This window comes from Actinomadura sp. WMMB 499, assembly GCF_008824145.1.
Taxonomy (GTDB): domain Bacteria; phylum Actinomycetota; class Actinomycetes; order Streptosporangiales; family Streptosporangiaceae; genus Spirillospora.
In genome coordinates this window covers 5,151,524-5,176,263 of the sequence record NZ_CP044407.1, presented here as the reverse complement: position 1 = coordinate 5,176,263, position 24,740 = coordinate 5,151,524, and the positions used below count along the sequence as shown (strand labels likewise).

The following is a 24,740-nucleotide window of genomic DNA, read 5'->3' as shown; positions in this document are numbered from 1 at the left end:
TCCGGGCGTAACGCCGGGCGTGACGTCCGGAACCCGTGGGCGAGGTCGGCGAGGGCGACGAGGCGGGCGCTCAGCCGAAGACGGCCCGGCCCGTCCCCTCGGTGGTCTCGCCGAGGATCCAGGACGGGACGCCGCGTTCGGCGAGGAGCCGCAGGGCGGCGTCCGCCGCATCGGGGGCGACGATCGCGGCCATGCCGACGCCGAGGTTGAACGTCTTGTCCATCTCGGGCTCCGCCACGCCGCCGTGCGTCCGGAGCACCCGGAACAGCGGCGGGACCTCCCACGACGCCCGGTCCAGGACGGCGTCCACGTTCGCGGGCAGGGAGCGGGCCAGGTTCGCGGCCAGGCCGCCTCCGGTGATGTGCGCGAACGCGTGGACGCCTCCGGCGGCCGTGAGGGCGAGGCAGTCCTTCGCGTAGATACGGGTGGGGGTGAGGAGTTCCTCCCCCAGCGTCCGGTCCAGGTCGGCCGGGCGGGACTCGAGTGTGAGGTCCGTCGTGGCCAGGATGTGCCGGACGAGCGAGTAGCCGTTCGAGTGCACCCCGGACGAGGCCATCGCGATGACGGCGTCGCCCGCGCGCACGCGCTCGGGCCCGAGGACATCGCCGGCCTCCACGACGCCCGTGCCGGCGCCCGCGATGTCGAACTCGTCGGGCCCGAGGAGGCCGGGGTGCTCGGCGGTCTCGCCGCCGACGAGCGCGCAGCCCGCGAGGGCGCACGCGTCGGCGATGCCGCCGACGATGTCGGCGATCCGCTCGGGGACGACCTTGCCGCAGGCGATGTAGTCGGTCATGAACAGCGGTTCGGCCCCGCACACGGCGAGGTCGTCGATGACCATGCCGACGAGGTCGTGCCCGACGGTGTCGTAGATCCCGAGGCGGCGGGCGAGGTCGACCTTGGTGCCGACGCCGTCGGTGGAGGTGGCGAGCAGCGGCCGCTCGTAGCGCCGGAGGGCCGAGGCGTCGAACAGCCCGGCGAAGCCGCTGGCGTCGTCCACGACCTCGGGACGGCGGGAGCGCGCCACCCGCGCCTTCATCAGCTCGACGGCGCGCTCGCCGGCGGCGATGTCGACGCCGGCGGCCTCGTAGGAGGTCATCGACCGGCCTCCAGCAGGTGCTTGCCGCGCTCGTCCCGCTCGACCTCGATGGGGTACACGCCGTCGAAGCAGGCGCGGCAGAGCCGGTCCTTGGCGATCTGCGAGGCGGAGATCAGCTCGTCGAGGGAGATGAACCCGAGCGAGTCGGCGCCGATGGAGTCGCGGATCCCCTCCACCGAGAGGTTCCCGGCGATCAGCTCGGCGCGGGTGGCGAAGTCGATGCCGTAGAAGCAGGGCCACGCGACCGGGGGGCTGGAGATGCGGACGTGCACCTCGAGGGCGCCCGCGTCCCGCAGCATCGCGACGATCGCGCGCTGGGTGTTGCCGCGGACGATCGAGTCGTCGACGACGACGAGCCGCTTGCCCTCGATCGCCTCGCGCAGCGGGTTCAGCTTCAGCCGGATGCCGAGCTGCCGGATCGTCTGGGACGGCTGGATGAACGTCCGTCCGACGTAGGAGTTCTTGACGAGCCCCTGCCCGTAGGGGATGCCGGACGCCTCGGCGTAGCCGATCGCCGCCGGGGTGCCGGACTCGGGCGTGGGGATGACCATGTCGGCCTCGACCGGGTGCTCGCGGGCCAGCCGGCGGCCCACCTCCACGCGGGTGGCCTGGACGCTGCGCCCGGCGATGGCGGTGTCCGGGCGGGCGAGGTACACGTACTCGAACAGGCAGCCCTTGGGGCGGGCCTCGGCGAACCGCTCGGAGCGGACGCCGTCCCCGCCGACCGCGATCATCTCGCCGGGCTCGATCTCCCGGACGAAGCGGGCGCCGACGATGTCGAGGCCGGCCGTCTCCGACGCCACGACCCAGCCGCCGTGGCCCTCCAGGGAGCCGAGGACGAGCGGCCGGATGCCTTCGGGGTCGCGGGCGGCGTAGAGGGTGCCCTCGTCCATGAAGACCAGCGAGTACGCGCCGCGAGCGGCGGGCAGGACGTGCCGCGCGGCCTCCAGGGGGTCGCCCCCGCGGGCGCACAGCAGGGCGGTCAGGACCTCGGTGTCGGTGGTGGCGGTCAGCGTCCCCGGGGCGAGGTCCTCGGCGAGTTCCCGGGTGTTGATCAGGTTGCCGTTGTGGACGAGCGCGAGCCCGCCCGCGTCGGTGGGACGGAACGTCGGCTGCGCGTTCTCCCACGTGGGCGAGCCCGTCGTGGAGTACCGGCAGTGGCCGACGGCGATGTGGCCGCGCAGCGTGTTCAGCACCGACTCGTCGAAGACCTGGGCGACGAGGCCCATGTCCTTGAAGACGACGATACGGGCACCGTCGCTCACGGCGATGCCCGCGGATTCTTGCCCGCGGTGCTGGAGCGCGTACAGACCGTAATATGTGAGCTTGCTCACTTCCGCCTTGGTCGCCTGGTCCTCGGGGACCCAGACGCCGAACACCCCGCAGGCGTCCTGCGGGGGGCGGTCGGTGGGATCGATGTCGTGGCTCAGACGTCCATCACGGAGAGGCACGCCCGCCAGTGTAGATGCCACGTTCACCTGCTCGTATCGGTGGATCTCCTTAAAAGACCTTTACCCCCCGCAACCACGGGCTTCAGGGACCGCACGGAAATGTATGGCACGAGAGAGGAGGACGCATGACGCTGCCTGGGTACCAGACCCACGCACCCCCTGCCCCGCGCCCGCGCAGCGGGCTCGCGCGGGCCTCCCTGGTCCTGGGGATCGTGGGGCTGCTGGGGCTGGCGGTGTGCCTGCTCGGGGTGCTGCCCGCGCTCGTGGGACTCGCCCTGGGGGCCGTCTCCCTGCGCCGGCGCGACGCCGACCGGTGGCCCGCCGTGGTCGGCGTGGTCTGCTCCGCGGCGGCGCTCGTCGTCGGCGGCGTGGCCCTGTACTTCCTGTTGGCCAAGGCGGCGGAGTGCGGCGACGAGACCCGGTACCCGAGTACGGACGATCGCCGCGGCTGCGTCGAACGCGAGTTCCCCTTCGCCCGTCCCACGATCACGCCGTGAGCGCGCCGTGAGGGCCGTCGAACGCGCTGCGAGCGCGCTGAGCGCGTCTTGAGCGCGCGTTAGGACGGGCCCTGGCCCGCGAGGTCTCGGAGGGCTCCGGCGTCCAGGCTGGACGCGTACACGCGGAGGTCGTCGATCAGGCCGCCGAACCCCGGTTTGGTCTGCTCGCTGCCCAGAAGGATGGGGCCCGCCGGTGTGACCACCGGGTCCTCCAGGGACTCTGCGACGTCCTGCTCACCGTTGACGTACAGGAACATCCCCTGGGCGTTCACGACGAAGGCGACGTGGGTCCACTCGCCCACGTTCAGGCGCGCGTGGCTGTCCATGTAGTCCGGGCCCTTGGCAGTGAACAGCTGGAGCCGCAGCCGCATGGCGTCCGGGTAGAGCCACAGGCCCAACCCGCGTGCGTCCTTCTCGCCTACCGGCTTGTACAGGAGGCTGCGCCACTCTCCGGTGGGCGCCTCGGTCACGTTCACTGAGAAGGCCACCGTGAAACCGAACACCTGGCTGAAGACGAGCTGGGGTGCGGCAGGGATCACAGCCCGCGCGTGCGTGCCGAGGGCCAGGGCCTCGCCCGCACGTCCGGGGACGATCTCGGCGACCTCGTCCAGTTCGGCGTCCGGTGCGGCGCCGGACGCGACGTGGACCCGGCGGCCCTCGACGGTCGCGACGTCGAACGTCCAGTGCGCGACGAGCATGGCGTCACCTCCATGCCCCCGATCGGCCGGTGGTGACCACGCTCCCAGCGCCCGGCCGCGCTGGCAAGGCCCGAATCGGGGTCACGCCTCCAGGGGCAGGTAGGGGGAGAGGTCCGCGCGCGCGCCGCCGGCCCGGACGCGTCCGTCCGCGAGGGCGTCCGCCCAGGCGAGGCGTCCGGTCGCCAGGGCGATCCAGGTGGCCGCGTCCATCTCGACGACGTTCGGCGGGGTCCCGCGCTTGTGGTGCGGTCCCTCGATGCACTGCACGGCGGCGTGCGGCGGGACCCGCACCTCCACCGACCGTCCGGGCGCCCGTTCGGCGAGGACGTCCAGCAGGTGCCGCACCGCTCCCCGGACGACCGGGCGCGGCTCCCCGGCCCCGCCGTCGCCCGCCGCCAGGACGGTCTCCCAGGCGGCGCGCCGCAGGTCGGCGGCGTCGTCCCCGCCGGTGTAGGGCGGCAGGCCGAGCGCGGTCCGCCGCTCGTTCAGGACGGCGGCGGTCAACGGTGTCCGGGGCACGCACAGAAGCTACCGCGTCCGGGATCGGTGACCGGATCCGTGGCCTGCGGCCCAAGGGCGCGGGCCTACGGCCCAAGGGCGCGGGCCTGCGCGCGGGCCTGCGGCCCAAGAGGCGGGCCTGAGGGCGGCGGGTGCGGGCGGCGGGTGCGGGCGTGCGGGCTCCGCCCGGAGCGTCCCTCGCCGTCCGGCATGTCCCGGGCCGGGTTTTTGCGCGGTTCGCCCGGTGCGCCTACGCTCCGGGCGGCTGGAACGCCCGATCCGGGCGCGGGCCGCCGGACGGCTCGGAGCTCGCGTCCGCGCCCCGACCGGCCGGTCGCGCCCCCGGTCGTTCCAAACGACACGAGCCGCCCGACATACACGGTAAAAAAGGACCGTATGCCAGGTGGGGAGTGACAGGACGGGGAGGCGGCGGACTCGCTCCCCGGAGGACACGGAGGTTCGTCAGATGCCCGAGGCGCTGCCCCTGCAGCCTGGTGACCCGCGAAGACTCGGCTCGTACGAGGTCACGGGCCGGCTCGGCGTCGGCGAGCAGGGCGCCGTCTTCCTGGGGGCGGACCCCGCCGGCCGCACGGTCGCGGTGAAGCTGCTGCACGTGCGGCTGAGCGGCGAGCCCGCGGCCCGCTCGCGGTTCACCGCGGCGTTCGAGGCCGCGCGCCGGGTCTCCGGGTTCTGCACGGCCGCGATCCTGGACGCCGACGTGGAGGGCGACCGCGCGTACATCGTCAGCGAGTGCGTGGACGGCCCGTCCCTCCAGCAACTCGTGGACGAGGAGGGCCCGCGCGGCGGCGCCGTCGTGGAGCGGCTGGCCGTCGGGACGGCGGTGGCCCTGGCCGCCGTGCACCGCTCGGGGGCCGTGCACCACGACCTCAAGCCCGCGAACGTCCTGCTGGGACGGGACGGCCCCAAGATGTGCGACATCGGCGTGCACGGCGCGCTCGACGCCGTGATGGGCGCCCCGCACTGGGAGCCCGATCCGAGCGATCCGTCCCGCCTGTCCTACCGGGCGCCCGAACAGCTCAGCGGCCTGCGCGCCGAGTCCGCGGCGGACGTGTTCGCGTGGGCGGCGACGCTGCTGTTCGCGGCGGCGGGCGCCGCGCCCTTCGGGGACGGCCCGCCGTCCGAGACCGTCCAGAAGATCATGTACGACGACCCGGACCTGTCCGCGGCGCCCGAGGCGCTGCGCGGGGTGCTGGCGGACGCGCTCGCCAAGGACCCCGCCGCGCGCCCCACCGCCAAGGGCCTGCTCGAGCGCCTCCTCGACCCGGACGGGCCGCTCGCCGCGCGGATGCCCGCCGCGCTGGTGGACGAGGGCCGCGCGCTGGCCGCCGGCGCCCCCGCCGCCCCGTCCCCCGCGCCGTCCGCCCCGTCCCCCGCGCCCGCCGCGTCCCCCGCGCCGCCCTCGCCGCCGCCCGCCGCGCAACCTCCGCCGCCGCAGGCCGCGGCGGCGCCGCCGGCGCCGGGCGCTCCCCAGCCGCCCCCGGCGGCTCCCCCATGGGAGCCGCACCACCGCCCCCGCGCGCGCTTGCACCGTTCCAGGGAGCCCCGCAACAAGCCGTCCCTGGTCCCGCCCCCCAGCCGCCTCCCCCGGCCGAGACCACCCGCACCGATCAGCCGCCCGTCCCGCCAACCGCCCAGGCGCCGCAGACGCCCGGACGGACGCTGCTGGGCAAGCTGTCGCGCGGCCGCGACCGTCCGGATCCGCCGCCCCCGCCCGCCGCGGACCTCGACCCGGGCGCGTTCGAGGCCACGGCCACGTTCGGCGCCGTCGCGGACGACCGGACCACCACGATGGGCGCGGTCCAGGACGACCGGACGGCGGCACTCGGCGCGGTCCCGTCCGGGGACGGCGAGACGCGCACGTTCGACGCGCTCGACCTGCCCGAGTCCGGCGACTCGACGACGGCGGGGCACCTCATCCCCGGGCTGCGCTCCGCCGACGACGACGCCCCGCGGCGCTCGCCGTCCGTCCCGGCGCTCGACGCCCTCGCCCGGATGCGCCGTCCCGGCAACCACGTCCTGGGCGTCGCGCTGTCGCTGCTCATCGGCGTCTCGGTCGGCATCGCGATCATCGCGCTGGTGCTGTGGCCGCAGCTGCGCGGCGACGACACGGCGGAGCCGCCCGCCTCCGCCGACACCCGCCCGGTGTCGGCGATCCCGCAGTCGTTCGCGGGGACCTGGACCGGGACGATGACCAACAACAACAGCCAGGCGTCCTTCCCCCTCGAGGTCACGTTCGAGGAGGGCGCCACCACGGCTCGCGCCGTTTATCCCAAGGAGGGGTGCACTGGCACACTCACGTTCGAGAGCGGCACCGGCGGCAGCCTGAAGCTGGCCCTGGAAGTCGCCAGACCGTGCACCTCGGGAGCCGTGGAGGCGTCCCTGACCCCCGACGGGACCATCCGGTACACCTGGACCAGGCCCGGCACGAATCTCGGCTACCAGGGGGCTCTCAGCCGCCGCTGACGACCGCGACCGTGAATCCGGTCCCGTAGGATGGCCCGGCTCCCAGCATGACGCCGGGCGCCACGGGTCCCGGACCGCCCCACTCGCCACTTGGGTTTAGCCTTGGCCGTGCGGCAGACGGTTCTTTAATGTTCATTGACCTGAGGAGAGGACGTGGAGACCCCCAACTCCACCACCCTTCGGCGCGGCGGACGCCGTGCCGCCGTGGCCGTGCTCGCCATCGCCACCGCCCTTCCCCTGACGGGCACCTCGGCGCCGACCGCGACCGCCGCACCCGTCGCCGCGCCGCTGGCCGACCCGGGCGACTCGGAGAAGTTCCAGCAGCTCAGCAACCAGATCGAGAAGCTGGAGAAGCAGTACGGCGGCGACCTGGCGAAGCTGAAGGACACCCGGTACGCGGTCAACAAGGCCATGAAGCGGGCCGAGTCCCTGGAGAAGCACCTGGTGGCCGCGCGCGGCGTCGTCGCCCAGCTCGCGGCGAACCGCTACATGACCGGCGGTGAGGACCCGACCGTCAAGTTCCTGGCGGCCGCCGACCAGATGGACATGCTCAACGACGCCAGCCTCGTCTCGCACCTCGCCCAGAACAAGGCGGGGAAGGTCGAGCAGATCCAGAAGCTCATCGACGAGCAGAACCAGGCGCGCAAGAAGGCCGAGGAGAAGATCACCGCCCTGGAGAAGGAGATCAAGGAGCTCAAGGGGCGCCAGGCGGAGATCAAGCAGCTCGTCAAGAAGTACAAGCCGGAGTCCCCGACCACCGGCATGGGCGGCGTCACCCCCCGCATGCTCAAGACCAAGAACACGATCGACGTGGAATTCGGACCGTTCCCGACGATCGGCTGCGTGCGCTACGGCGGCGACCCCCAGGACCACGCCACCGGCCACGCCTGCGACTTCATGGTGACGACCGGCGGCGCCACCGCCTCCGGCAGCGCCAAGGCGCAGGGCGACCAGGCCGCCGAGTACGCCATCGCCAACGCGAGCGCCCTCGGCATCAAGTACGTCATCTGGCGGCAGCGCATCTACGACATGCGCAGCCCCGGCTGGCGCATGATGGAGAACCGGGGCGGCGCGACCGCGAACCACTACGACCACGTCCACATCTCGGTCTTCTGAGCCGCCTGCCCGAGGAGGACGGCCGGTGCCCTCCGCCGCGCTGCTGCGCGCCCTGAACGGGCCTTTCGAGCCGCCGGTGCGCCCGCTGCCGCGCGACGTCGCCGGCCTGCTGGAGACGCTGGCCTGCCCGCCCCGGCTGGCCGCCCATCTCCGTCTCGTCCACGACGTCGCCGGGCAGATCGCCGACTGGGCCGGGCGGCGGCATCCCGGCCTCCCGCTCGACCGGGACGCGGTGCCCTTCGGCGCCGCGACCCACGACATCGGCAAGATCCTGCACCCCGCCGAACTCTCCGGTCCCGGCTCGGACCACGAGGCGGCCGGCCGGGGCCTGCTGCTCCGGCACGGTTTCGACGCCTCGCTCGCCCGCTTCGCGGCCACGCACGCGGCCTGGGCCGGGCCCGGCGTCACCCTCGAAGACCTGCTGGTGAGCCTGGCCGACAAGGTGTGGAAGGGCAAGCGCGTCCCGGACCTGGAAGACCTCGTGGTGGCCCGGCTCGCCCAGGCCGCCGGACGGGCGGCGTGGGAGGAGTTCGCCGCGCTCGACGACCTCCTCACCCGCATCGGCGACACCGCCGATCGGCGCCTGGCCGCCCAGTCCGCCCACCCGGTCCACGACCGGGCCCCGCACTGAAGCCGTCCCGCAGGGCGGAACCGCCGTGGGACGCGGCGCGGAACCGCCGTGGGACGCGGCGCGGAACCGCCGTGGGACGGCGAAGGGCGCCCTCCCCGGACGGGGAAGGCGCCCTCGCGCACCTGCGGTCGCGTCAGTCGGCGTAGCTCGGGAGCATGCGCTCGTGCGACTCCCGCAGCTCGTGCAGCGGGATGCTGAACAGCTCGTCCTGCCCGGCGGGCGTCACGCTCAGGGCGTCGCCGCCCGCCACGCCGAGCTGCGACACCGGGACGCCGTGCGCCTCGCAGAGCGCCTGGACCTTCCCTTCCGCGCCCGGCACGACCGCGACCATCGCCCGCGCCACCGATTCGCTGAACAGCGCCGTGAACGGGTCGCCGTGCAGCGTGATCCGGGCGCCGAGCCCGCCGCGCAGGCACGACTCCACCAGCGCCTGCGACAGGCCGCCGTCCGACAGGTCGTGCACCGTCGTCAGCAGCCCGTCCCGGACGGCCTGCTGCAGGACGGTCGCGAGCGCCCGCTCCGCGGCCAGGTCGACCAGCGGCGGCAGCCCGCCCAGGTGCCCGTAGACGACGTGCGCCCACTCCGACCCGCCGAACTCCTCGCGCGTCTCGCCGAGCAGCGCGATCGTCGCGCCGTCCGTCGTCAGCGACATGTTCACGTGCCGCCGGACGTCCTCGTGGACGCCCAGCACGCCGATGACCGGCGTCGGGTTGATCGGCGTCGAGCCCGTCTGGTTGTAGAAGCTGACGTTCCCGCCCGTGACGGGCACGCCCAGGTACTGGCAGCCGTCCGCCAGGCCCTGCACGGCCTGCTGGAACTGCCACATGACGCCCGGGTCCTCCGGGGAGCCGAAGTTGAGGCAGTTCGTGACGGCCAGCGGGCGGGCGCCGGTCGCGGCGACGTTCCGGTACGCCTCCGACAGCGCGAGCTGCGCGCCCGAGTACGGGTCGAGGCGCGTGTAGCGGCCGTTGCCGTCCAGCGACAGCGCGATGCCGAGGCCCGACTCGTCGTCGATCCGCACCACGCCCGAGTTCTCCGGCATGGCGAGCACCGTGTTGCCGAGGACGTACCGGTCGTACTGGGACGTCACCCACGTCTTGCCCGCCAGGTTCGGCGACCCGGCCAGCCACAGGACGGTCCGGCGCAGCTCGTCGCCCGTGGACGGACGCGTCAGCCGTCCCGGCGTGTCCGACTGCAGGACGCCCAGGTCGTGCGGCGGCTCCAGCGGGCGCCGGTAGACCGGGCCCTCGTCGGCGGCGGTGCCCGGCGGGATGTCGACGATCGTCTCGCCCTGCCAGCGCATCACCAGCCGGCCGGTGTCGGTGACCGTGCCGATCACCGTCGCGGGGATCTCCCAGCGGCCGCAGATCTCCATGAACCGGTCGACGTTGTCGGGTGTCACGACCGCCATCATGCGCTCCTGCGACTCGCTCATGAGGATCTCCTCAGGGCGCAGCGTCGCGTCGCGCAGCGGGACGGCGTCCAGCTCGACGTCCATGCCGCCGGTGCCCGCGGCGGCCAGCTCGGTCGTCGCGCACGACACCCCGGCGGCGCCGAGGTCCTGCACGCCGACCACGAGGTCCTCGCGGAACAGCTCCAGGCAGCACTCGATCAGGAGCTTCTCCATAAACGGGTCGCCCACCTGCACCGACGGGCGCTTCTGCTGCGATTCCTCGTCGAACGTCGCCGACGCCAGGACGGACGCGCCGCCGATGCCGTCCGGGCCCGTCCCGGCCCCGAACAGGATCACCTTGTTGCCCGGACCGGGCGCCACGGCGCGCTTGATGTCCTCGTGCTTCATCAGGCCGACGCACAGCGCGTTGACCAGCGGGTTCTGCGCGTAGCACGCGTCGAAGACGGTCTCCCCGCCGATGTTCGGCAGACCGAGCGAGTTGCCGTACCCGCCGACGCCCGCGACGACGCCGGGCAGCACCCGTTGCGTGTCGGGCGCGTCCGCCGGGCCGAACCGCAGCGAGTCCATCACCGCGATCGGGCGGGCGCCCATCGACATGATGTCGCGGACGATCCCGCCCACGCCGGTCGCGGCGCCCTGGTACGGCTCCACGTACGACGGGTGGTTGTGCGACTCCACCTTGAACGTGACCGCCCAGCCCTGGCCGACGTCCACGACGCCCGCGTTCTCGCCCATCCCGACGAGCAGCGCGTCCGTCTGCGGCGCCTTCTCGCCGAACTGGCGCAGGTGCACCTTCGAGCTCTTGTAGGAGCAGTGCTCGCTCCACATCACCGAGTAGATCGCCAGCTCGGCCGCGGTGGGGCGACGGCCCAGGATGTCCCGGACCCGGCGGTACTCCTCGTCCTTCATGCCGAGTTCGGCGAACGGCTGCGGCCGGTCGGGCGTCGCCGCCGCGACCGCGACCGTGTCCGTTCCCGCGGGCACCTCGGGCCGCGGACCGGCCCCGAGCGCCTGCTGGGGGCCCGTCCCCGGCTCGATCGCGTTCTGCGGGCCCGTCCCGGGCTCCACGGCCCGGAACGGCCCGGTGCCCTCGCCCACGGCGGGCAGCGGGCTCGGCCCCGCGTTCACCGGACGCTCCGGCTCCGGGCCGACCGCGTCCTGCGGGCCCGTGCCGCCGCCCGTGCCGGCGGCGGCCGCGGGCTGCGGGCCGGTGCCCTGCCCCAGCGCCGGGAACGGCCCGGACCCGGTGCTCACGGCGCCCTGCGGCCCCGTGCCCGGACCGGTCGCCGGGAACGACCCGGTCGTCGGGCTGGCCGGGTAGCGCGGGGGCTCCACGGCGTCCTGCGGGCCGGTCCCCGGGCCGTCATCGGACGACCCGTAGCCGCGGCCCACGACCACGCCCCCCAGGCCCGTCCCCGGAGGGAACTCGAAGGGGCCGTTCACGCCCGGACCGCCCGGACCGCCGTCGCCGGACGGTGCGGCGCCCGTCCCCATCGCGAACAGGGCGTCGGCGCCCGTGTACTGCTGGTTCGCACCGTTGTCGACGGCGGGCTGCGGACCGGTGCCGGGGCCGACCGCCGGGAAACCGCCCGTGCCGGGGCCGACGTGGGACTGCGGGCCGGGGGCGGGTCCGACGGCCGGGAAACCGCCCGTGCCCGGACCGACCGGGCGCTGCGGGCCCGTGCCGGGGCCGCCGTCGCCCAGCGGGCCGGCGTCGTGCCCGACCGGCGGCTGCGGACCGGTGCCGGGGCCGACCGCCGGGAAACCGCCCGTGCCGGGGCCGACGTGGGACTGCGGGCCCGTCCCGGAACCGACGGCCGCCTGCGGGCCCGTCCCGGGGCCGACGGCCGGGAAACCGCCCGTGCCGGGCGCGACGCGCGGGAGCGGGCCGGTGCCGAGGGCGGGGAAGCCGCCGGTCCGGCTGCTGACCGGGGCGCCGCCCGGGTCGGGCATCGTGACGGTCGGGTCGGGGCCGGGCGCACCGGGAACCACGCCGGACTGCTCCTCCGCGAGAGCGCGCGCGAACTCACCGGCCGCCGGGTCGGCGCCGGGACCGGCACCCGACGCGGGTGCGGGCGCGGGGCCGGGTTCGGCCGCCGCGGGGGGCGCGGGGTGCGCGGCGGGCTCCGCCGGGTCGGCGGGGTCCTGCGCGGCGGCGTCGTCCTCGTCGAGGATGGCCGCGAAGCCCTGGGTCACCGACGGGTTCACCGGCTGCAGCTCGGGGTCGTCGGCGTCGGAGCTCAGCTCGGCGAGCCACTCCAGGGAGGGCTCGTCGGAGTTGTCCCGGGCTCTGCGCTCGGAAACTTCGTGCCGTTGCTCGCTCATGCGTTGACCAGTCTCTTGACGATCGAGGTGAAGAAGCCGAGCCCGTCGGTGGACGGGCCGGTCAGGGACTCCACGGCGTGTTCGGGGTGCGGCATGAGCCCCACCACGTTGCCGGCCTCGTTGGTGATCCCGGCGATGTCGTCGAGGGAGCCGTTGGGGTTCAGGTCGACGTACCGGGCGACGATGCGGCCGGACTCCGCCAGCTCGTTCAGCGTCTCCCGGTCGGCGGTGTACCGGCCGTCGGCGTTCTTGATCGGGATGACCAGCTCCTGGCCCTGGCGGTACTCGCTCGTCCAGGCGGTGCCGGTGTTCTCGACCCGCAGCCGCTGGTCGCGGCAGACGAAGTGCAGTCCGGCGTTCGGCAGCAGCGCGCCGGGCAGCAGGTGCGACTCGCAGAGCACCTGGAAGCCGTTGCAGATGCCGAGGACCGGCAGGCCCGCGTTCGCGGCCGCGACCAGTTCGGTCATCAGCGGCGCGAAGCGGGCGATCGCCCCGGCCCGCAGGTAGTCCCCGTAGGAGAACCCCCCGGGCAGCACGACGGCGTCGACCCCTTGCAGGTCGTGGTCGCCGTGCCACAGGGCGACCGGCTCGGCTCCCGCGAGCCGGACCGCTCGTGCTGCGTCTTTGTCGTCAAGGGAACCAGGGAAGGTGATGACCCCAACCCGGGCAGCGTCCATCTCTTTGTTCCTCCGAAATGAGGTGCGGCCGCGGACGGTCGGGTGGTCTCCGTCGATCACCGCTGCGCGCTCGCATATCCCCCGCGCGCGTACCAATCTACCCGGCGCTGGTGATGAGCCGGTCGTCCGGGCGGCGGACCAGGGCCCCGTCTCGCCAGGTCAGCCGCTTCCGCAGGTGGACGACGGTGCCCCGGTCGGGCACGTGGTCGATGTCGAGGTCGTCCACCAGTGCGCGCATGATCCTAATCCCGCGCCCCGATTCACTCAAAACCCCCCGTTCCGCCGCCGCGGGCCGCGGGCCGCGCCCCCGGTCGGCGATCTCCAGCTCGCAGACGGACTCGTCCACCCGCGCGGCGACCCGGTAGTCGCCGGGCGCGCGGGAGTGCCGGATCACGTTCGTGCAGGCCTCCGACGCGGCGACGAGGACGTCGTCGACACAGTCGTCGGTGGCGCCGAGGCCGCGCAGCGCGTCCCCGATCAGCCGCCTGATCAGCGGGACGGTCGGCGCCTCGCGGGGCAGCGCGAGGGTGAACGTCACATCCACCGTGACACCTCGTGTCATGCCCCGGCTCGCTCGGACGTCCCCCGTCCCCGGAGCGTGTTCGACGACTCGGCCGCAGGTAAGCCTCCCCCGGAGGAAACTTGCGTAATCGCCACACCGGCGGGTCTTTCCGTGAATCCTCGGTGACGTGGTCAATGATTCACGGGATTTCGAACGCGCCGCAACGTCCGGATCACCGGCGCGACATTTCCGCCATTCTGGGTCAGAGCACCCGGAGTTCGAAGTTCTCGATCACGGGGTTCGCCAGCAGCGTCTCCGCGATCTTGCGGACCCGCTCCAGCGCCGCCTCGTCGGCCTCGCCCTCGAGCTCGACCTCGAACCGCTTGCCCTGGCGGACGGCGACGACGCCCTCGAACCCGAGCTGCGGCAGCTTCCGGGCGATCGCCTGCCCCTGCGGGTCCAGGATCTCCGGCTTGAGCATGACGTCGACGACGACACGCGCCACGACCGCCCCCTCACTGATCTGCGATTTTCCTGACGACCTGAAGCGTACGGCACCATTGCAGACACAGCCCACCGTCCCCCCGGACCACCGGAGCCGAGCAATGAACATCGAGGACCTGACGCCTTCCGAACGCCGCCTCTGGGAGGCGTTCCCGAAGGGCGAACTCGTCGACCTGTCCTCCGGGGACCCGGCCTTGGACGACCCGGCGCAGGCGGGACGCTGGGGACACGACCGGCTGATCCGCGCCGAGGTCCTGGTCGCGCTGCTGGCCGGGGCCGTCGCGCCCGAACCCGGCCACGTCGCCGCCGTGCGGTTGAACGGCGCCCGCGTGTTCGGCTCGCTGAACCTCGGGCACGCGTCCGTCGAGGTGCCGCTGGCGCTGACGGGCTGCGCGTTCGACGAGGCGCCGCACCTGTACTGGGCGAGCATGAACAGCGTGCACATGATGCGCTGCCGGCTGCCGGGGCTCGTCGCGTCCGGCACCCGCGTCGACGGGCACCTGTGGCTGGAGGGCAGCCACATCTCCGGCGGGCTGTGGCTGGACGGTGCGAACGTCACCGGCATCCTGAACATGTCGGGCGTCCAGCTGACCAACCCGGACGCCGACGCGCTGCTGGCCGACCGGCTGACCGTCGAGGCCAACGTGTACTGCGACCAGGGCTTCGCCGCCACCGGGGAGGTGCGGCTGCCCGGGGCGCGCATCGGCGGGCAGCTGATCTTCCGGAAGGCGCGGCTGCACAACCCGGGCGGCGCCGCGCTGACCGCGAGCCGCCTCGACGTCGCCGCGAACGTGTTCTGCGACGGCGGGTTCACCGCCGAGGGGGAGGTGCGGCTGCGCGGCGCCCGCGTCGGCGGCTACCTGTCGTTCGTCGGCGCCCGCCTGGTGAACCGGGGACGGACGGCGCTGAACTGCGACGACCTCGGCGTGGAGAACGACGTGTACTGCTCGGACGGCTTCGTCGCCGAGGGCGTCGTGTCGTTCGCGGGGGCGCGGGTCACCGGCCAGCTCAGCCTGAGCGAGGCCCGGCTGATCAACCCGGAGGGGACGGCGCTGAGCCTCCAGCGCGTCCAGGCCGAGGAGGTGCTGCTGCGCCCCGCCGAGCCGATCCGCGGCGTCGCGGACCTGTCGTACGCGCGCATCAACCTGCTGCGGGACGCGGCGGACACGTGGGCGGAGCGGCTCCAGCTGGACGGGCTGCAGTACGAGACGCTCGACCCGCCGATGTCCGCGAAAGCGCGCCTGGGCTGGCTGCGCCGCGACACCGACGGGTACGCGCCGCAGCCGTACGAGCGCCTCGCGCAGACGTACCGGACGCTCGGCCTGGACGCGGACGGACGGTCGGTGCTGCTCGCGAAGGCCCGCGACCGCCGCGGCACGCAGGGGGTGTTCCTCAAGACCGTCGGCTGGCTGCAGGACGGGCTCGTCGGCTACGGCTACCGCCCGTTCCGCGCGGCGAGCTGGCTGGTCGCGCTGCTGGTGTTCGGGACGATCGTGTTCGCCGGCGACCGCGCCCCGAAGAAGCTGAACGCCGACGACAGCCCGCACTTCAACCCGTTCTTCTACACGCTCGACCTGATCCTCCCGATCGGCACCCTCGGGCAGGAGGCGGTGTTCGCGCCGAAGGGCGTCTACCAGTGGATCGCGAACTTCATCGTCGCGGCGGGCCTCGTCCTCGGGCTGACGGTCGCGGCCGGCGTCACGCGCGTCCTGTCCCGCGACTGAACCGGCGGTGACGGACCGCACCGGGCGCGGATCATCGGCCGCGTTCGGGGTAGGGAATCCGGCAGGCGGGACTTGCACGGCACGGTGTGATGTCTGCCACGATGGCATCAGCGGCCTTCGCCCCTAACCCGGGGAAAGGTCTCTGACCCAGGCCGGCGTGCGGCGATCCCGCGTTCCGGCCCCGAACGAGGAGTGTCATCGATGACGATCGACTCCGTGCGAGGCGCGCCGGCCACCGCCGCGACCGCCGAGCCAGAGCCCGTCCGGCTGCTCACCCCCGAGGGCGAGCGCGTCGACCATCCCGACTATCCCCTGGAGCTGACCGCGGACGACGTCCGCGCGCTCTACCGCGACCTGGTGATCACCCGGCGCATCGACCTGGAGGCCGTGGCGCTGACCCGGCAGGGCGAGCTGGGCCTGTGGGCGTCGCTGCTCGGGCAGGAGGCGGCGCAGATCGGCTCCGGCCGGGCGTGCACCGAGCACGACATGGTGTTCCCGACGTACCGCGAGCACGGCGTCGCGTGGTGCCGCGACGTGAACCCGCTGAACCTGCTGGGCCTGTTCCGGGGCGTCAACCACGGCGGCTGGGACCCGGCCGAGCACGGCTTCCACCTGTACACGGTCGTGATCGGCAGCCAGACGCTGCACGCGACCGGCTACGCGATGGGCATCCAGCGGGACGGCGTCCTCGGTTCGCCGTCGGCGGGCGCGGCCATCGCCTACTTCGGCGACGGCGCCACCTCGCAGGGCGACGTGAACGAGGCGTTCGTGTTCGCCTCGGTGTTCAACGCCCCGATCGTGTTCTTCTGCCAGAACAACCAGTGGGCCATCTCCGAGCCGCTGGAGAAGCAGTCCCGCATCCCGCTCTACAAGCGCGCCCAGGGCTACGGGTTCCCGGGCGTCCGCGTCGATGGCAACGACGTCTTCGCGTGCCTCGCCGTCACCCGTAAAGCCCTTGAGGCCGCCCGCACCGGCCAGGGGCCGATGCTCATCGAGGCGTACACGTACCGGATGGGCGCCCACACCACCACGGACGACCCGACCCGCTACCGGATGAAGGCGGAAGAGGAGTCCTGGAAGCTCAAGGACCCCATCGAGCGTGTGAAGGCGTACCTGACCCGCGGCGACCTCGCCGACGCCGCGTTCTTCGACGGCGTCGAGGCCGACGCGAAGGACGTCGCCGCCGAGCTGCGCAAGGGCTGCCTGGCCATGCCGGACCCCGAGCCGCTGTCGATGTTCGAGCACGTGTACGCCGAACGCCACCCCCTGATGACCGAGGAGCAGGAGAAGTTCGCCGCCTACCTGGCGTCGTTCGAGGAAGAGGTCGCGTCATGACCGCGGAGACCCTCACGCTGGGCAAGGCCATCAACACCGGCCTGCGCAAGGCCATGGAGAACGACCCGAAGGTCCTCATCATGGGCGAGGACGTCGGCAAGCTCGGCGGCGTGTTCCGGATCACGGACGGGCTGCAGAAGGACTTCGGCGAGGAGCGGGTCATCGACACCCCGCTCGCCGAGTCGGGCATCGTCGGCACCGCGATCGGCCTCGCCCTGCGCGGCTACCGGCCGGTCGTGGAGATCCAGTTCGACGGGTTCGTGTTCCCGGCGGCCGACCAGATCATCACGCAGCTCGCGAAGATGCGGATGCGCTCGCTCGGCGCGCTCGAACTCCCGATCGTCGTCCGGATCCCGTGCGGCGGCGGCATCGGCGCCGTCGAGCACCACTCCGAGTCGCCCGAGGCGTACTTCACGCACACCGCCGGGCTCCGCGTCGTCGCGTGCTCGAACCCCCTCGACGCGTTCACGATGATCCAGCAGTCGATCACGTCCCCGGACCCGGTGATCTTCTTCGAGCCGAAGCGCCGGTACTGGGACAAGGCGGACGTCGACGTCGATTCCGTCGCGTCCGGCTGGACGGCGTTCGACGCGGCGCGCGTCGTCCGTCCGGGCGAGCACGCGACCGTGCTGGCCTACGGACCGTCCGTCAAGACGTGCCTGGAGGCCGCGGCGGCCGCCGAGGAGGACGGCCGGTCCCTCGAGGTGATCGACCTGCGCTCGCTGAACCCCCTCGACATGGACGCGGTCGCCGCCTCCGTCGACCGGACGGGCCGCTGCGTCGTCGTCCACGAGGCCCCCGTCTTCAACGGGTACGGGGCCGAACTGGCCGCGCGCGTCACCGAGCGGTGCTTCTACCGGCTCGAAGCGCCCGTCCTGCGCGTCGGCGGGTTCTCCACGCCCTACCCGCCGTCCCGCCTGGAGGACCACTACCTGCCCGACCTCGACCGCATCCTCGACGCCGTCGACCGGACCTTCGCGTGGTGACCCGAGTGAGCGAACCGCAACTGTTCAAGCTGCCGGACGTCGGCGAGGGCCTGACCGAGGCCGAGATCGTCAAGTGGCACGTGCAGCCCGGCGACACCGTCGAGATCAACCAGACGATCGTCGAGATCGAGACGGCCAAGGCGATCGTCGAACTGCCGTGCCCGTTCGAGGGCGTGGTGGCCGAACTGTTCGTCTCCGAGGGCGAGACGGTGGACGTCGGCACCCCGATCATCGCCGTCGGCGCCGAGGGCGGCGCCGTCGCGACCCCGGTGTCCGAGCCCCCCGCGCAGGCGGCGGCGCTCGCGGAGGCCGACGCCGTCCCCACGGCGGACGAACCGGGCATGACGGCCCCCGACAAGCCGAAGCGCACGCCCGTCCTCGTGGGGTACGGGGTGAAGGAGGGGTCGACGCGCCGCCGTCCCCGCAAGACGAACGGCGCGGCACCGTCCGTCCCCCGGCAGGCGCCCGCACCTCGTCCACAGCCTGTGGAAAACCGGCCGCTGGCGAAGCCCCCCGTCCGCAAACTGGCCAAGGACCTCGGCGTCGACCTGTCCACGATCACCGGCTCGGGCCCGAACGGCTCGATCACCCGCGACGACGTCCGCGCCGCCACGTCGGCGCCCGCCGCGTCGGCGCCCGTCGCCGCTCCGAGCGCCCGCGAGGAGCGGATCCCGGTCAAGGGCGTCCGCAAGGCGACCGCCGCCGCGATGACCGGCTCGGCCTTCACCGCCCCGCACGTGACCGAGTTCCTCCAGGTCGACGTCACGCGCACCATGGAGGCGGTCAAGCGCATCCGCGAACTCCCCGAGTTCGCGGACGTGAAGGTCTCCCCCCTCCTCCTCGTGGCGCGCGCGCTGCTCACCGCCGTGGCACGCCACCCGATGGTGAACGCGACGTGGGAGGACGGCCCGTCCGGTGCGGAGATCGTCGTCAAGCGCTACGTGAACCTCGGCATCGCGGCCGCCACCGACCGCGGCCTCATCGTGCCGAAGATCAAGGACGCGCAGGACCTCGACCTTCCCTCCCTCGCGCGGGCGCTGCACGACCTGTCGGCGAAGGCCCGCGCGGGCAAGGCGTCCCCCGCGGACCTGTCGGACGGGACGATCACGATCACCAACGTCGGCGTGTTCGGCGTCGACACCGGCACCCCGATCATCACCCCCGGCGAGGCGGCGATCCTGGCCTTCGGCCAGGTCCGCGACATGCCGTGGGTGCACGAGGGCGAACTGGCGATCCGCAAGGTCACCACGCTGTCCCTCTCGTTCGACCACCGCATGGTCGACGGCGAACTGGGCTCGCGCGTCCTCCGCGACGTCGGCGACATGCTCGAGGACCCCCTCCGCACCCTCGCCTGGAGCTGAACCGCCCGGTCCGGCCGAGGGCCTCGCCCCCGGCCGGACCGGCCGCAGTCACTCGCCCGCGTCCTGCTCGCTCGGGACATCGGCGCCGCTCACTCGATGACCGCCCGGTAGTAGTAATTCTCGTCGGGCTCCCACTCGTGGAAGTAAGCCGCGTCGTCCTCGTCGGGTTCCTGCCGGTCGTCCACGTCGACGTCGACTCCGGAGCCGGTGAAGTGGGCCCGGACCCGCTCGGTCATCTCCTCCGACATGTAGTGATGATGCAGGTCGAGCCGCTTCAGGTCGCCGAACACCGGGGCGTCCAGGAGCGCGCGGGCGCCCCTGTCGGTGAGGGTGCCCAGGGACAGGTCGACGGCGGTCAGGCGGCGGGTGACGGGGGCCCCGACCAGCGCGGTGACCAGCTCGTCGGTGTTCGCGCCGTTGCGCAGCCCGAGGGAGCGCAGCGCGGGGAAGACCGAGCCGGACAGCAGCGGTGCCAGGTCGGCGGGCTCGGCGCCGTCGCCGGGGAAGAGCTCCAGGTGCTCCAGTTCGGGGAGTTCGGAGGCCAGGACGCCGCGGACCACGGCCGGCTCCAGCCGGTGGGCCTGGAACGTCAGGCGGCGCAGGCTCTCGTGCCGTGCCACGTTCCATGCGAGTTCGAACGTTCGCCCGCCGGTGAACGACATGCGGTCCGTCCCGCGGACGACGAATTCGGTCAATCCGGGAAAGGCCGCCACGAGCGGTGAGACATCGGTCTGCGCGAGCCAGGACATCTCGGCGTCCCGGTAGGTGACCTCGCCGAAGAACAGCGCCCGCAGTGCGGGGAATGCGGCCGCGTGCTCGATCAGCGCGTCGCGGACGCCGCCGACATCGTCGTTGGCCAGTGCGGGATTCCAGCAGTCTCCGATGATGAGCGCGGTGACGGCCGTGGTGCCGACTTCGCCGATGAAGCGTTCGAGGTACTCCCGGAAGTGCTCCTCGACCCCGAAGGGCATCAGGTGGAGCCGCCACGCGAACGCGCCCGGATCGGCCTTCCCGGCGGCGAGCCGCTCGTCGACGGGAGCCGAGTCGGGCTCGGGCCGGCCCTCCTCTCGCGCCTCGTTCTCGGCGCGCAGCACCCTGGTGTCGAGCACCTCCCGGGACGGGAATTCGACGACCTCCAGGCCGGTGAATTCCGGCAGGTACTCGCTGTTCGGCATGGAACCGACTTCCGGTCGTTCGGGACATGCAACCGAGCCGGGATATTAGCCGGTTGCAGGGACATTCGACCCGAGTTCGCCGGTCGCCGGGCTCGGAGATCGGCGCCCGGACGCGACGAAGGTCGAGCGGAGCAGGCGGGGCATGCGCTCGCCGACCTGGTCGTGTGCCCTGCCGGTCCGGCCGCCGTCAGTCGCCCGACACCGCCTCCGCGAGGTCCTGTGCCGCCGCGTACGCGCCGCGCAGCGCGAGCCGTCCGTCGAGGGGGCGGCGCTCGTCCGCCTCGGTGTAGGTCACCCCTGCCAGCAGGTTCCCGTCCCGGAAGACGATCGTCGCCGGGACGACTCCCGGGACGTGCACGGCGAACGCCTCGTCGCCCAGCCCCGTTACGGGGTGGAAGCGCTTCTCGTCGTGCACGCTGAGCGTCTCCTCCGCGCGGGCGTCCAGGTACCGGACCGCGTACTCGCGGACGGCCTGCCGGGTGCCGTCGAACAGCTTCGTGCCCGGCAGTACCGTCACCCCGGCCCTGAGCCGGTGCTCCTCCGACATCCAGTTACAGCCGCGCTGCTCCGCGTCCGCCTCCGTGACGGCGACCGCATTGACACGCGCCGAGGTGCCGACGACGTCGTCCCCCTGCACCAACCGGTTCAGGGTCACGCCGGAGACGGACGCGCAGGGGTCGGGGATCGTGCGCGCCGGCGTCGCACGTGGGGCGGGCGCGAGCGCGGCGGAAGCGGGCGCCCCCAGACCGGCCAGGACCTCCGCCGCGGCGGCGAGGGCGCCCGACCGCGCCTCCTCCTCGGGGAGCGGGGTGAAGGACTCGTGGTAGCGGACGGCGACCTCCGCGTTCCCCGACCGTGCCACGACGAGCGCGCCCTGGGACGGCGCGAACTGCGCGAACGCCTCCTCGCCCAGCCCCGTCACGACCCGCGCGGGCGCGTCGGTCCACTTGGGGGCGAACGACGCCATGGCCGCGGAGACCGGCGATCGTCCGGGCGACAGCTCCGGGTACCCTGCGACGGTCCGCCCGGAGGCGAGGTTCACTTCGACGGTCAGGCGCAGGCGCCGCTCACCACCGTCCGACGACCACTCGCACGTCCCTCCGCCCCCGTCGTCGCGGAGTCGCGGACGGGGCACCAGCCGTTCGATGGTGGCGGCCGAGACGGCGCAGCCCGCCGGGACCGTTCCGGCGACCGGCCCCGCCGCGACATGCTCCGGCCCGGACGGCGGATCGGGCAGCCGCTCGAGACTCCCGGGCTTCGGCGTCACCCACAGCAGGACGAGGCTGAGCGTGAGCACCATGACGGCGGCGAACGTCTCGGGTGCTTCGATCCCATCCCGGCGGGGCGGTCGCGCGGATCTCGTCATAGCTCCAGAGCCCTCTCCACCTCGACCGCGACCGTGTACGCGCTGTCGATCAATTCGCGCCCGCGCAGCTTCGTGTCGCCGTCCCTCCCGTCGTAGGCCACCTCGACCACCACGTTGCGTTTCTGGAAGACCACCAGGCCCGCATCGCCCCGCGACCCGCCTCTCCCGGCCATGGTGACCGCGAACGCCCGATCACCGGGTCCGGCCAGCGGCTCGAAGCCGCTGAACGCGCCGCTTCCTGGGGCCTTGCCGTACCGCTGGTTCCGGTGGAGCCCGAGGTAATGGCGCGTCGCCACGGGCACCGCCGATCCCGGCGTCCGCTCCTCCGCGACCGCGAGCGACACCGTGAGCGTGCGCGCCTCCCCCTGGTTCACGAACCGGCCGGTGGCGGCATGCCAGGCGCAACCGTCGAAGGACATCCCGGACTGAACCGGCCTGGCGACGAGGAACGGTTCCGCCCTCCGCCGGTAGGCGCCACGGGCGACCTTCTCGACGGTGGCGCCGGAGACGGTGTCACACGGCTTGGGCACCTTCCGCAACGGCGGCACCGCAGGGCGTTCCACGGTCCTCACCACGGGCCCCGCCGCCGTGCCCATGGCCTTCGCCGTCTCGGCAGCCGCGGCGAACGCCCCGTCCAGCGCGACCCCCTCCGGGATCGTCCGGCGCTCGCCGCCCGCGTCGTCCCAACCCCGGTAGCGGACCGTCACCACGGCGTTCCCCACCCGGAAGGCGACGCTCGCACCCTCCAGGTCGGTCGCCGCCGAATAGCGGGCGACCGCCTCCTCGCCCAGCCCGTCCACGATCCGGGGGGCACCCGGTTCGTCCGCCGCGCCCTGTCCGCCCCCGCTCAGCAGCTCCATCGCCGCGGTGACCGGCGACTGCCGGGTTCCCTTGGCCAGGTTGATCTCGACATCGAGGACGCGTTCGTTCGCGAAGTCGCCCAGGCAGAAGTCGCACGTGGCCTTGCCGTCGTCCAGCGAGTACCACTTGCAGCTTCCCGGGCCGCCGTCCCGGAACAGGCCGCCCGCCTCGGCGTCGATATCGCCCCCGGGCGCGAGCCTGGCGGCGGTGTCCTCCGACACTCCGCAGTTCCGGGGGACCTTCTCGACGATCCGGTCGGCGGGCACCTCGTCCGCACCCGCCGGCGCCTTCAGCAGCGGCCCCTCTGCGATCCCCCCGGCCTCCCGCTCCGGCAAGGTGAACTCCCCGAACGCGGTGCCCAACACGAGCACCAGCACGAGCGGCGCGACCAGCGTCATGACCAGCGCGCCACGCCCCGACCCAGCGGTTTCGGAATCGGACAAGCGAACTCCCAGGGTGGCGATCTCGAAACCCTTGGACTCCACCCGAACCACCACGGTTCAGACCATTTCGTGCCCCACCCCCCCCGACCGGCTTCCGCAATGCAAAGAACCGGCCGAGGAGCAAAGCTCCCGGCCGGTTCGACAAGACCCGCGACCCTCAGATGTCGTGCTCGCCCCGCTTGATCTGCACAGCGAGCGCCCGCGCCACCGACGGCGCGACGGCAAGGAACGGGCCCCCGGCGTCCCTGGAGTCACGAACACCCACAAGCCCGGGAACACGTGCCAGCTCCACACAGTCGGCGCCCTGCCCCTGGCTGCGGGACGACTTCCGCCAGGTCACGCCGTCCAGAGCAAGGGATCGAACAATGCTTGAGTATCTTCTGCCGGTGTATGCGGAAGTCGACCCGCCGCTGCACTTCGGCGGGGTCGCGCACCAGTGAACTCTGGATGGTCGCGCGAGCGTATTCGGCCAGGTCCGCGACATGCCCTGGATCCACGAGGTCACCACGCTCTTTCCTTCGACCAACGCATGGTCGACGCCGAACCGCGCTCGCGCGTCCTGCACGACGACGGCGAATTGCCGTATCCGGACATTGACGACCCGATGCTGGGGATGCGCACCCCTGTCGAGTACGCTCCGCCCAACCGCCGACCACCATAAAGTCCATCAACACGACTCCACAAAACAAACGGCATATCAGGTTGCGCGATGACAAGGACCAAGGCCAAGCCTGACGGCGCCGACAGGTCGCACTCCGTTCCGCTGACGCCGGGCTGGGCCCGCATCTCAGGTGTGCTGCTGATCCTGCTTTCCCTGATACCTGCGGCAGGCTGCTACGCGACGTTCGCCTGGTGGCTCCCCCACGACGGAGCGCGCCACCTGGACTACCGGGCCGCCGAGGCATGCTCTGCGCGCGAGATGGAGCAGAGAACGACGGACTGCCTCACCACTCGGCAGTACACGGTGGTGCGGACGGTGAACAAGCCCAGGAACATCACGGCGTCCTTGACGGACGGGAACTCTTGGCGGGGAACCGTGGCTTTCGGGGACAGCCGCCCCCTTCTGGAGCGACTCATGCCCGGCGACCGGGTCACGGCCACCATCTGGCGCCGCCACATCGTGGTTCTGAGCAAGGACGGCGTCCGGCAGAACACTGCAGCCGCCCCTCGTGACGAACTCCAGGCGAACGCCGCGCTCGGCACGATCGGTGCGCTCTTCGCGGCCCAGAGTTTCATTTTCGGTGCGGTACGGCTCACCCGGCCGCGTGACTACAAGTCTTTCAGCTGGAGTCCATACGGTAAAAGGCTGCTTCTCGCCATCTTCGCGACCTTTTTCGGAGTGGGCCTCCCCGCGCTGATGCTCGATATCCCATGGCAGGTCGTGCCACCTGTCAGCGCAACCGTGGCTGTATGCGCGGCGGGAGTGCTGTACTTCCTCTCGCGCCCACGAGCAGCGGGCGACACCTGACCGTCGCCCCTGCCGGAGATGGCCCGCCTCCACCTCAGCCCGTGATCAGGTAGGCCCGATCGCCGGGCGAAGGGGCACACCGACCACGGATCGGGGGTGCGCCGGACTTCGACCGCCTTCCTGGTCGG

At 72.9% G+C, this 24,740-nt stretch carries 21 protein-coding genes and 1 pseudogene; 10 read left to right on the top strand and 12 right to left on the bottom strand.

Annotation, left to right across the window (positions count from 1 at the left end; translation table 11 throughout):
* Positions 1–70 precede the first annotated feature (70 nt).
* Both purM and purF read right to left on the bottom strand, forming a co-directional pair.
* Entirely contained in the window at positions 71–1,096 is a 1,026-nt protein-coding gene (gene purM / locus F7P10_RS23005; protein WP_151012113.1) for a phosphoribosylformylglycinamidine cyclo-ligase, read from the bottom strand.
* Positions 1,093–2,547, bottom strand: coding sequence for an amidophosphoribosyltransferase (gene purF / locus F7P10_RS23000; RefSeq protein WP_151012111.1), 1,455 nt, complete (start codon positions 2,545–2,547; stop codon positions 1,093–1,095). Before purF ends, purM begins: the two co-directional genes overlap by 4 nt.
* 125 nt (positions 2,548–2,672) lie before the next feature.
* Here purF and F7P10_RS22995 point away from each other — a divergent pair, with 125 nt between their 5' ends.
* Entirely contained in the window at positions 2,673–3,044 is a 372-nt protein-coding gene (locus tag F7P10_RS22995) for a hypothetical protein (RefSeq protein ID WP_151012109.1), read from the top strand.
* 59 nt (positions 3,045–3,103) lie between these two features.
* Here the strand turns inward: F7P10_RS22995 and F7P10_RS22990 are convergent, their stop codons facing one another.
* Together F7P10_RS22990 and F7P10_RS22985 are read right to left on the bottom strand one after the other, a co-directional pair.
* Positions 3,104–3,742: a LamG domain-containing protein gene (locus F7P10_RS22990; protein ID WP_151012107.1), complete on the bottom strand. Its 639-nt coding sequence runs from the start codon at positions 3,740–3,742 to the stop codon at positions 3,104–3,106.
* A gap of 81 nt (positions 3,743–3,823) precedes the next feature.
* Positions 3,824–4,261, bottom strand: coding sequence for a sterol carrier family protein (locus F7P10_RS22985; RefSeq protein ID WP_151012105.1), 438 nt, complete (start codon positions 4,259–4,261; stop codon positions 3,824–3,826).
* 445 nt (positions 4,262–4,706) lie between these two features.
* On the opposite strand from F7P10_RS22985, the pseudogene F7P10_RS45505 reads away from it, so the two are divergent.
* The 4 genes and pseudogenes from F7P10_RS45505 to F7P10_RS22970 all read left to right on the top strand — a co-directional run.
* Positions 4,707–5,456, top strand: a pseudogene (locus tag F7P10_RS45505) (protein kinase); the annotation flags it as partial.
* 296 nt (positions 5,457–5,752) lie between these two features.
* Complete coding sequence (locus tag F7P10_RS44570; RefSeq protein WP_254715968.1) at positions 5,753–6,724, top strand: hypothetical protein; 972 nt, start codon at positions 5,753–5,755, stop codon at positions 6,722–6,724.
* A 153-nt stretch (positions 6,725–6,877) separates the two neighbouring features.
* On the top strand, positions 6,878–7,840 hold the full coding sequence (locus F7P10_RS22975) for a hypothetical protein (RefSeq protein ID WP_151012101.1): 963 nt from the start codon (positions 6,878–6,880) through the stop codon (positions 7,838–7,840).
* Between the two features lie 25 nt (positions 7,841–7,865).
* Positions 7,866–8,471, top strand: coding sequence for an HD domain-containing protein (locus tag F7P10_RS22970; protein WP_151012099.1), 606 nt, complete (start codon positions 7,866–7,868; stop codon positions 8,469–8,471).
* A gap of 133 nt (positions 8,472–8,604) precedes the next feature.
* On the opposite strand, the gene purL is transcribed toward F7P10_RS22970, so the two are convergent.
* From purL to purS, 4 genes are all read right to left on the bottom strand, one after another.
* Positions 8,605–12,210 carry a phosphoribosylformylglycinamidine synthase subunit PurL gene (gene purL, locus F7P10_RS45500; RefSeq protein WP_368077420.1) on the bottom strand — a complete coding sequence of 1,202 codons (3,606 nt, stop codon included), beginning with the start codon at positions 12,208–12,210 and terminating at the stop codon, positions 8,605–8,607.
* Positions 12,207–12,887 carry a phosphoribosylformylglycinamidine synthase subunit PurQ gene (gene purQ / locus F7P10_RS22960; protein ID WP_151012097.1) on the bottom strand — a complete coding sequence of 227 codons (681 nt, stop codon included), beginning with the start codon at positions 12,885–12,887 and terminating at the stop codon, positions 12,207–12,209. The genes purL and purQ overlap by 4 nt, the downstream gene beginning before the upstream one ends.
* A 97-nt stretch (positions 12,888–12,984) precedes the next feature.
* Positions 12,985–13,431 (bottom strand): ATP-binding protein, encoded by a 447-nt coding sequence (locus tag F7P10_RS22955; RefSeq protein ID WP_151012095.1) that lies wholly within the window; start codon positions 13,429–13,431, stop codon positions 12,985–12,987.
* 220 nt (positions 13,432–13,651) lie between these two features.
* The gene (gene purS, locus F7P10_RS22950; RefSeq protein WP_151012093.1) at positions 13,652–13,894 is read right to left on the bottom strand and encodes a phosphoribosylformylglycinamidine synthase subunit PurS; all 243 of its coding nucleotides are present in this window, start codon (positions 13,892–13,894) and stop codon (positions 13,652–13,654) included.
* A 100-nt stretch (positions 13,895–13,994) separates the two neighbouring features.
* Here purS and F7P10_RS22945 point away from each other — a divergent pair, with 100 nt between their 5' ends.
* From F7P10_RS22945 to F7P10_RS22930, 4 genes are all read left to right on the top strand, one after another.
* Positions 13,995–15,617, top strand: a complete 1,623-nt coding sequence (locus F7P10_RS22945) for a hypothetical protein (RefSeq protein ID WP_151012091.1) — start codon at positions 13,995–13,997, stop codon at positions 15,615–15,617.
* Positions 15,618–15,818: 201 nt separating this feature from the next.
* On the top strand, positions 15,819–16,952 hold the full coding sequence (pdhA, locus tag F7P10_RS22940; protein WP_151012089.1) for a pyruvate dehydrogenase (acetyl-transferring) E1 component subunit alpha: 1,134 nt from the start codon (positions 15,819–15,821) through the stop codon (positions 16,950–16,952).
* Positions 16,949–17,938, top strand: a complete 990-nt coding sequence (locus F7P10_RS22935) for an alpha-ketoacid dehydrogenase subunit beta (RefSeq protein ID WP_151012087.1) — start codon at positions 16,949–16,951, stop codon at positions 17,936–17,938. Before pdhA ends, F7P10_RS22935 begins: the two co-directional genes overlap by 4 nt.
* A 5-nt stretch (positions 17,939–17,943) precedes the next feature.
* A complete protein-coding gene (locus tag F7P10_RS22930) occupies positions 17,944–19,299 on the top strand; it encodes a dihydrolipoamide acetyltransferase family protein (protein ID WP_254715967.1) in 1,356 nt (451 codons plus the stop codon).
* Between the two features lie 89 nt (positions 19,300–19,388).
* Here the strand turns inward: F7P10_RS22930 and F7P10_RS22925 are convergent, their stop codons facing one another.
* From F7P10_RS22925 to F7P10_RS44565, 4 genes are all read right to left on the bottom strand, one after another.
* Positions 19,389–20,474, bottom strand: a complete 1,086-nt coding sequence (locus F7P10_RS22925; protein ID WP_176611622.1) for an STM4015 family protein — start codon at positions 20,472–20,474, stop codon at positions 19,389–19,391.
* A gap of 187 nt (positions 20,475–20,661) precedes the next feature.
* Positions 20,662–21,840, bottom strand: a complete 1,179-nt coding sequence (locus F7P10_RS22920; protein WP_151012083.1) for a hypothetical protein — start codon at positions 21,838–21,840, stop codon at positions 20,662–20,664.
* A complete protein-coding gene (locus tag F7P10_RS22915) occupies positions 21,837–23,144 on the bottom strand; it encodes a hypothetical protein (RefSeq protein ID WP_151012081.1) in 1,308 nt (435 codons plus the stop codon). Before F7P10_RS22915 ends, F7P10_RS22920 begins: the two co-directional genes overlap by 4 nt.
* 157 nt (positions 23,145–23,301) lie before the next feature.
* Entirely contained in the window at positions 23,302–23,484 is a 183-nt protein-coding gene (locus F7P10_RS44565; RefSeq protein WP_254715966.1) for a DUF397 domain-containing protein, read from the bottom strand.
* Between the two features lie 453 nt (positions 23,485–23,937).
* Here F7P10_RS44565 and F7P10_RS22905 point away from each other — a divergent pair, with 453 nt between their 5' ends.
* The gene (locus F7P10_RS22905; RefSeq protein ID WP_151012079.1) at positions 23,938–24,612 is read left to right on the top strand and encodes a hypothetical protein; all 675 of its coding nucleotides are present in this window, start codon (positions 23,938–23,940) and stop codon (positions 24,610–24,612) included.
* Positions 24,613–24,740 lie beyond the last annotated feature (128 nt).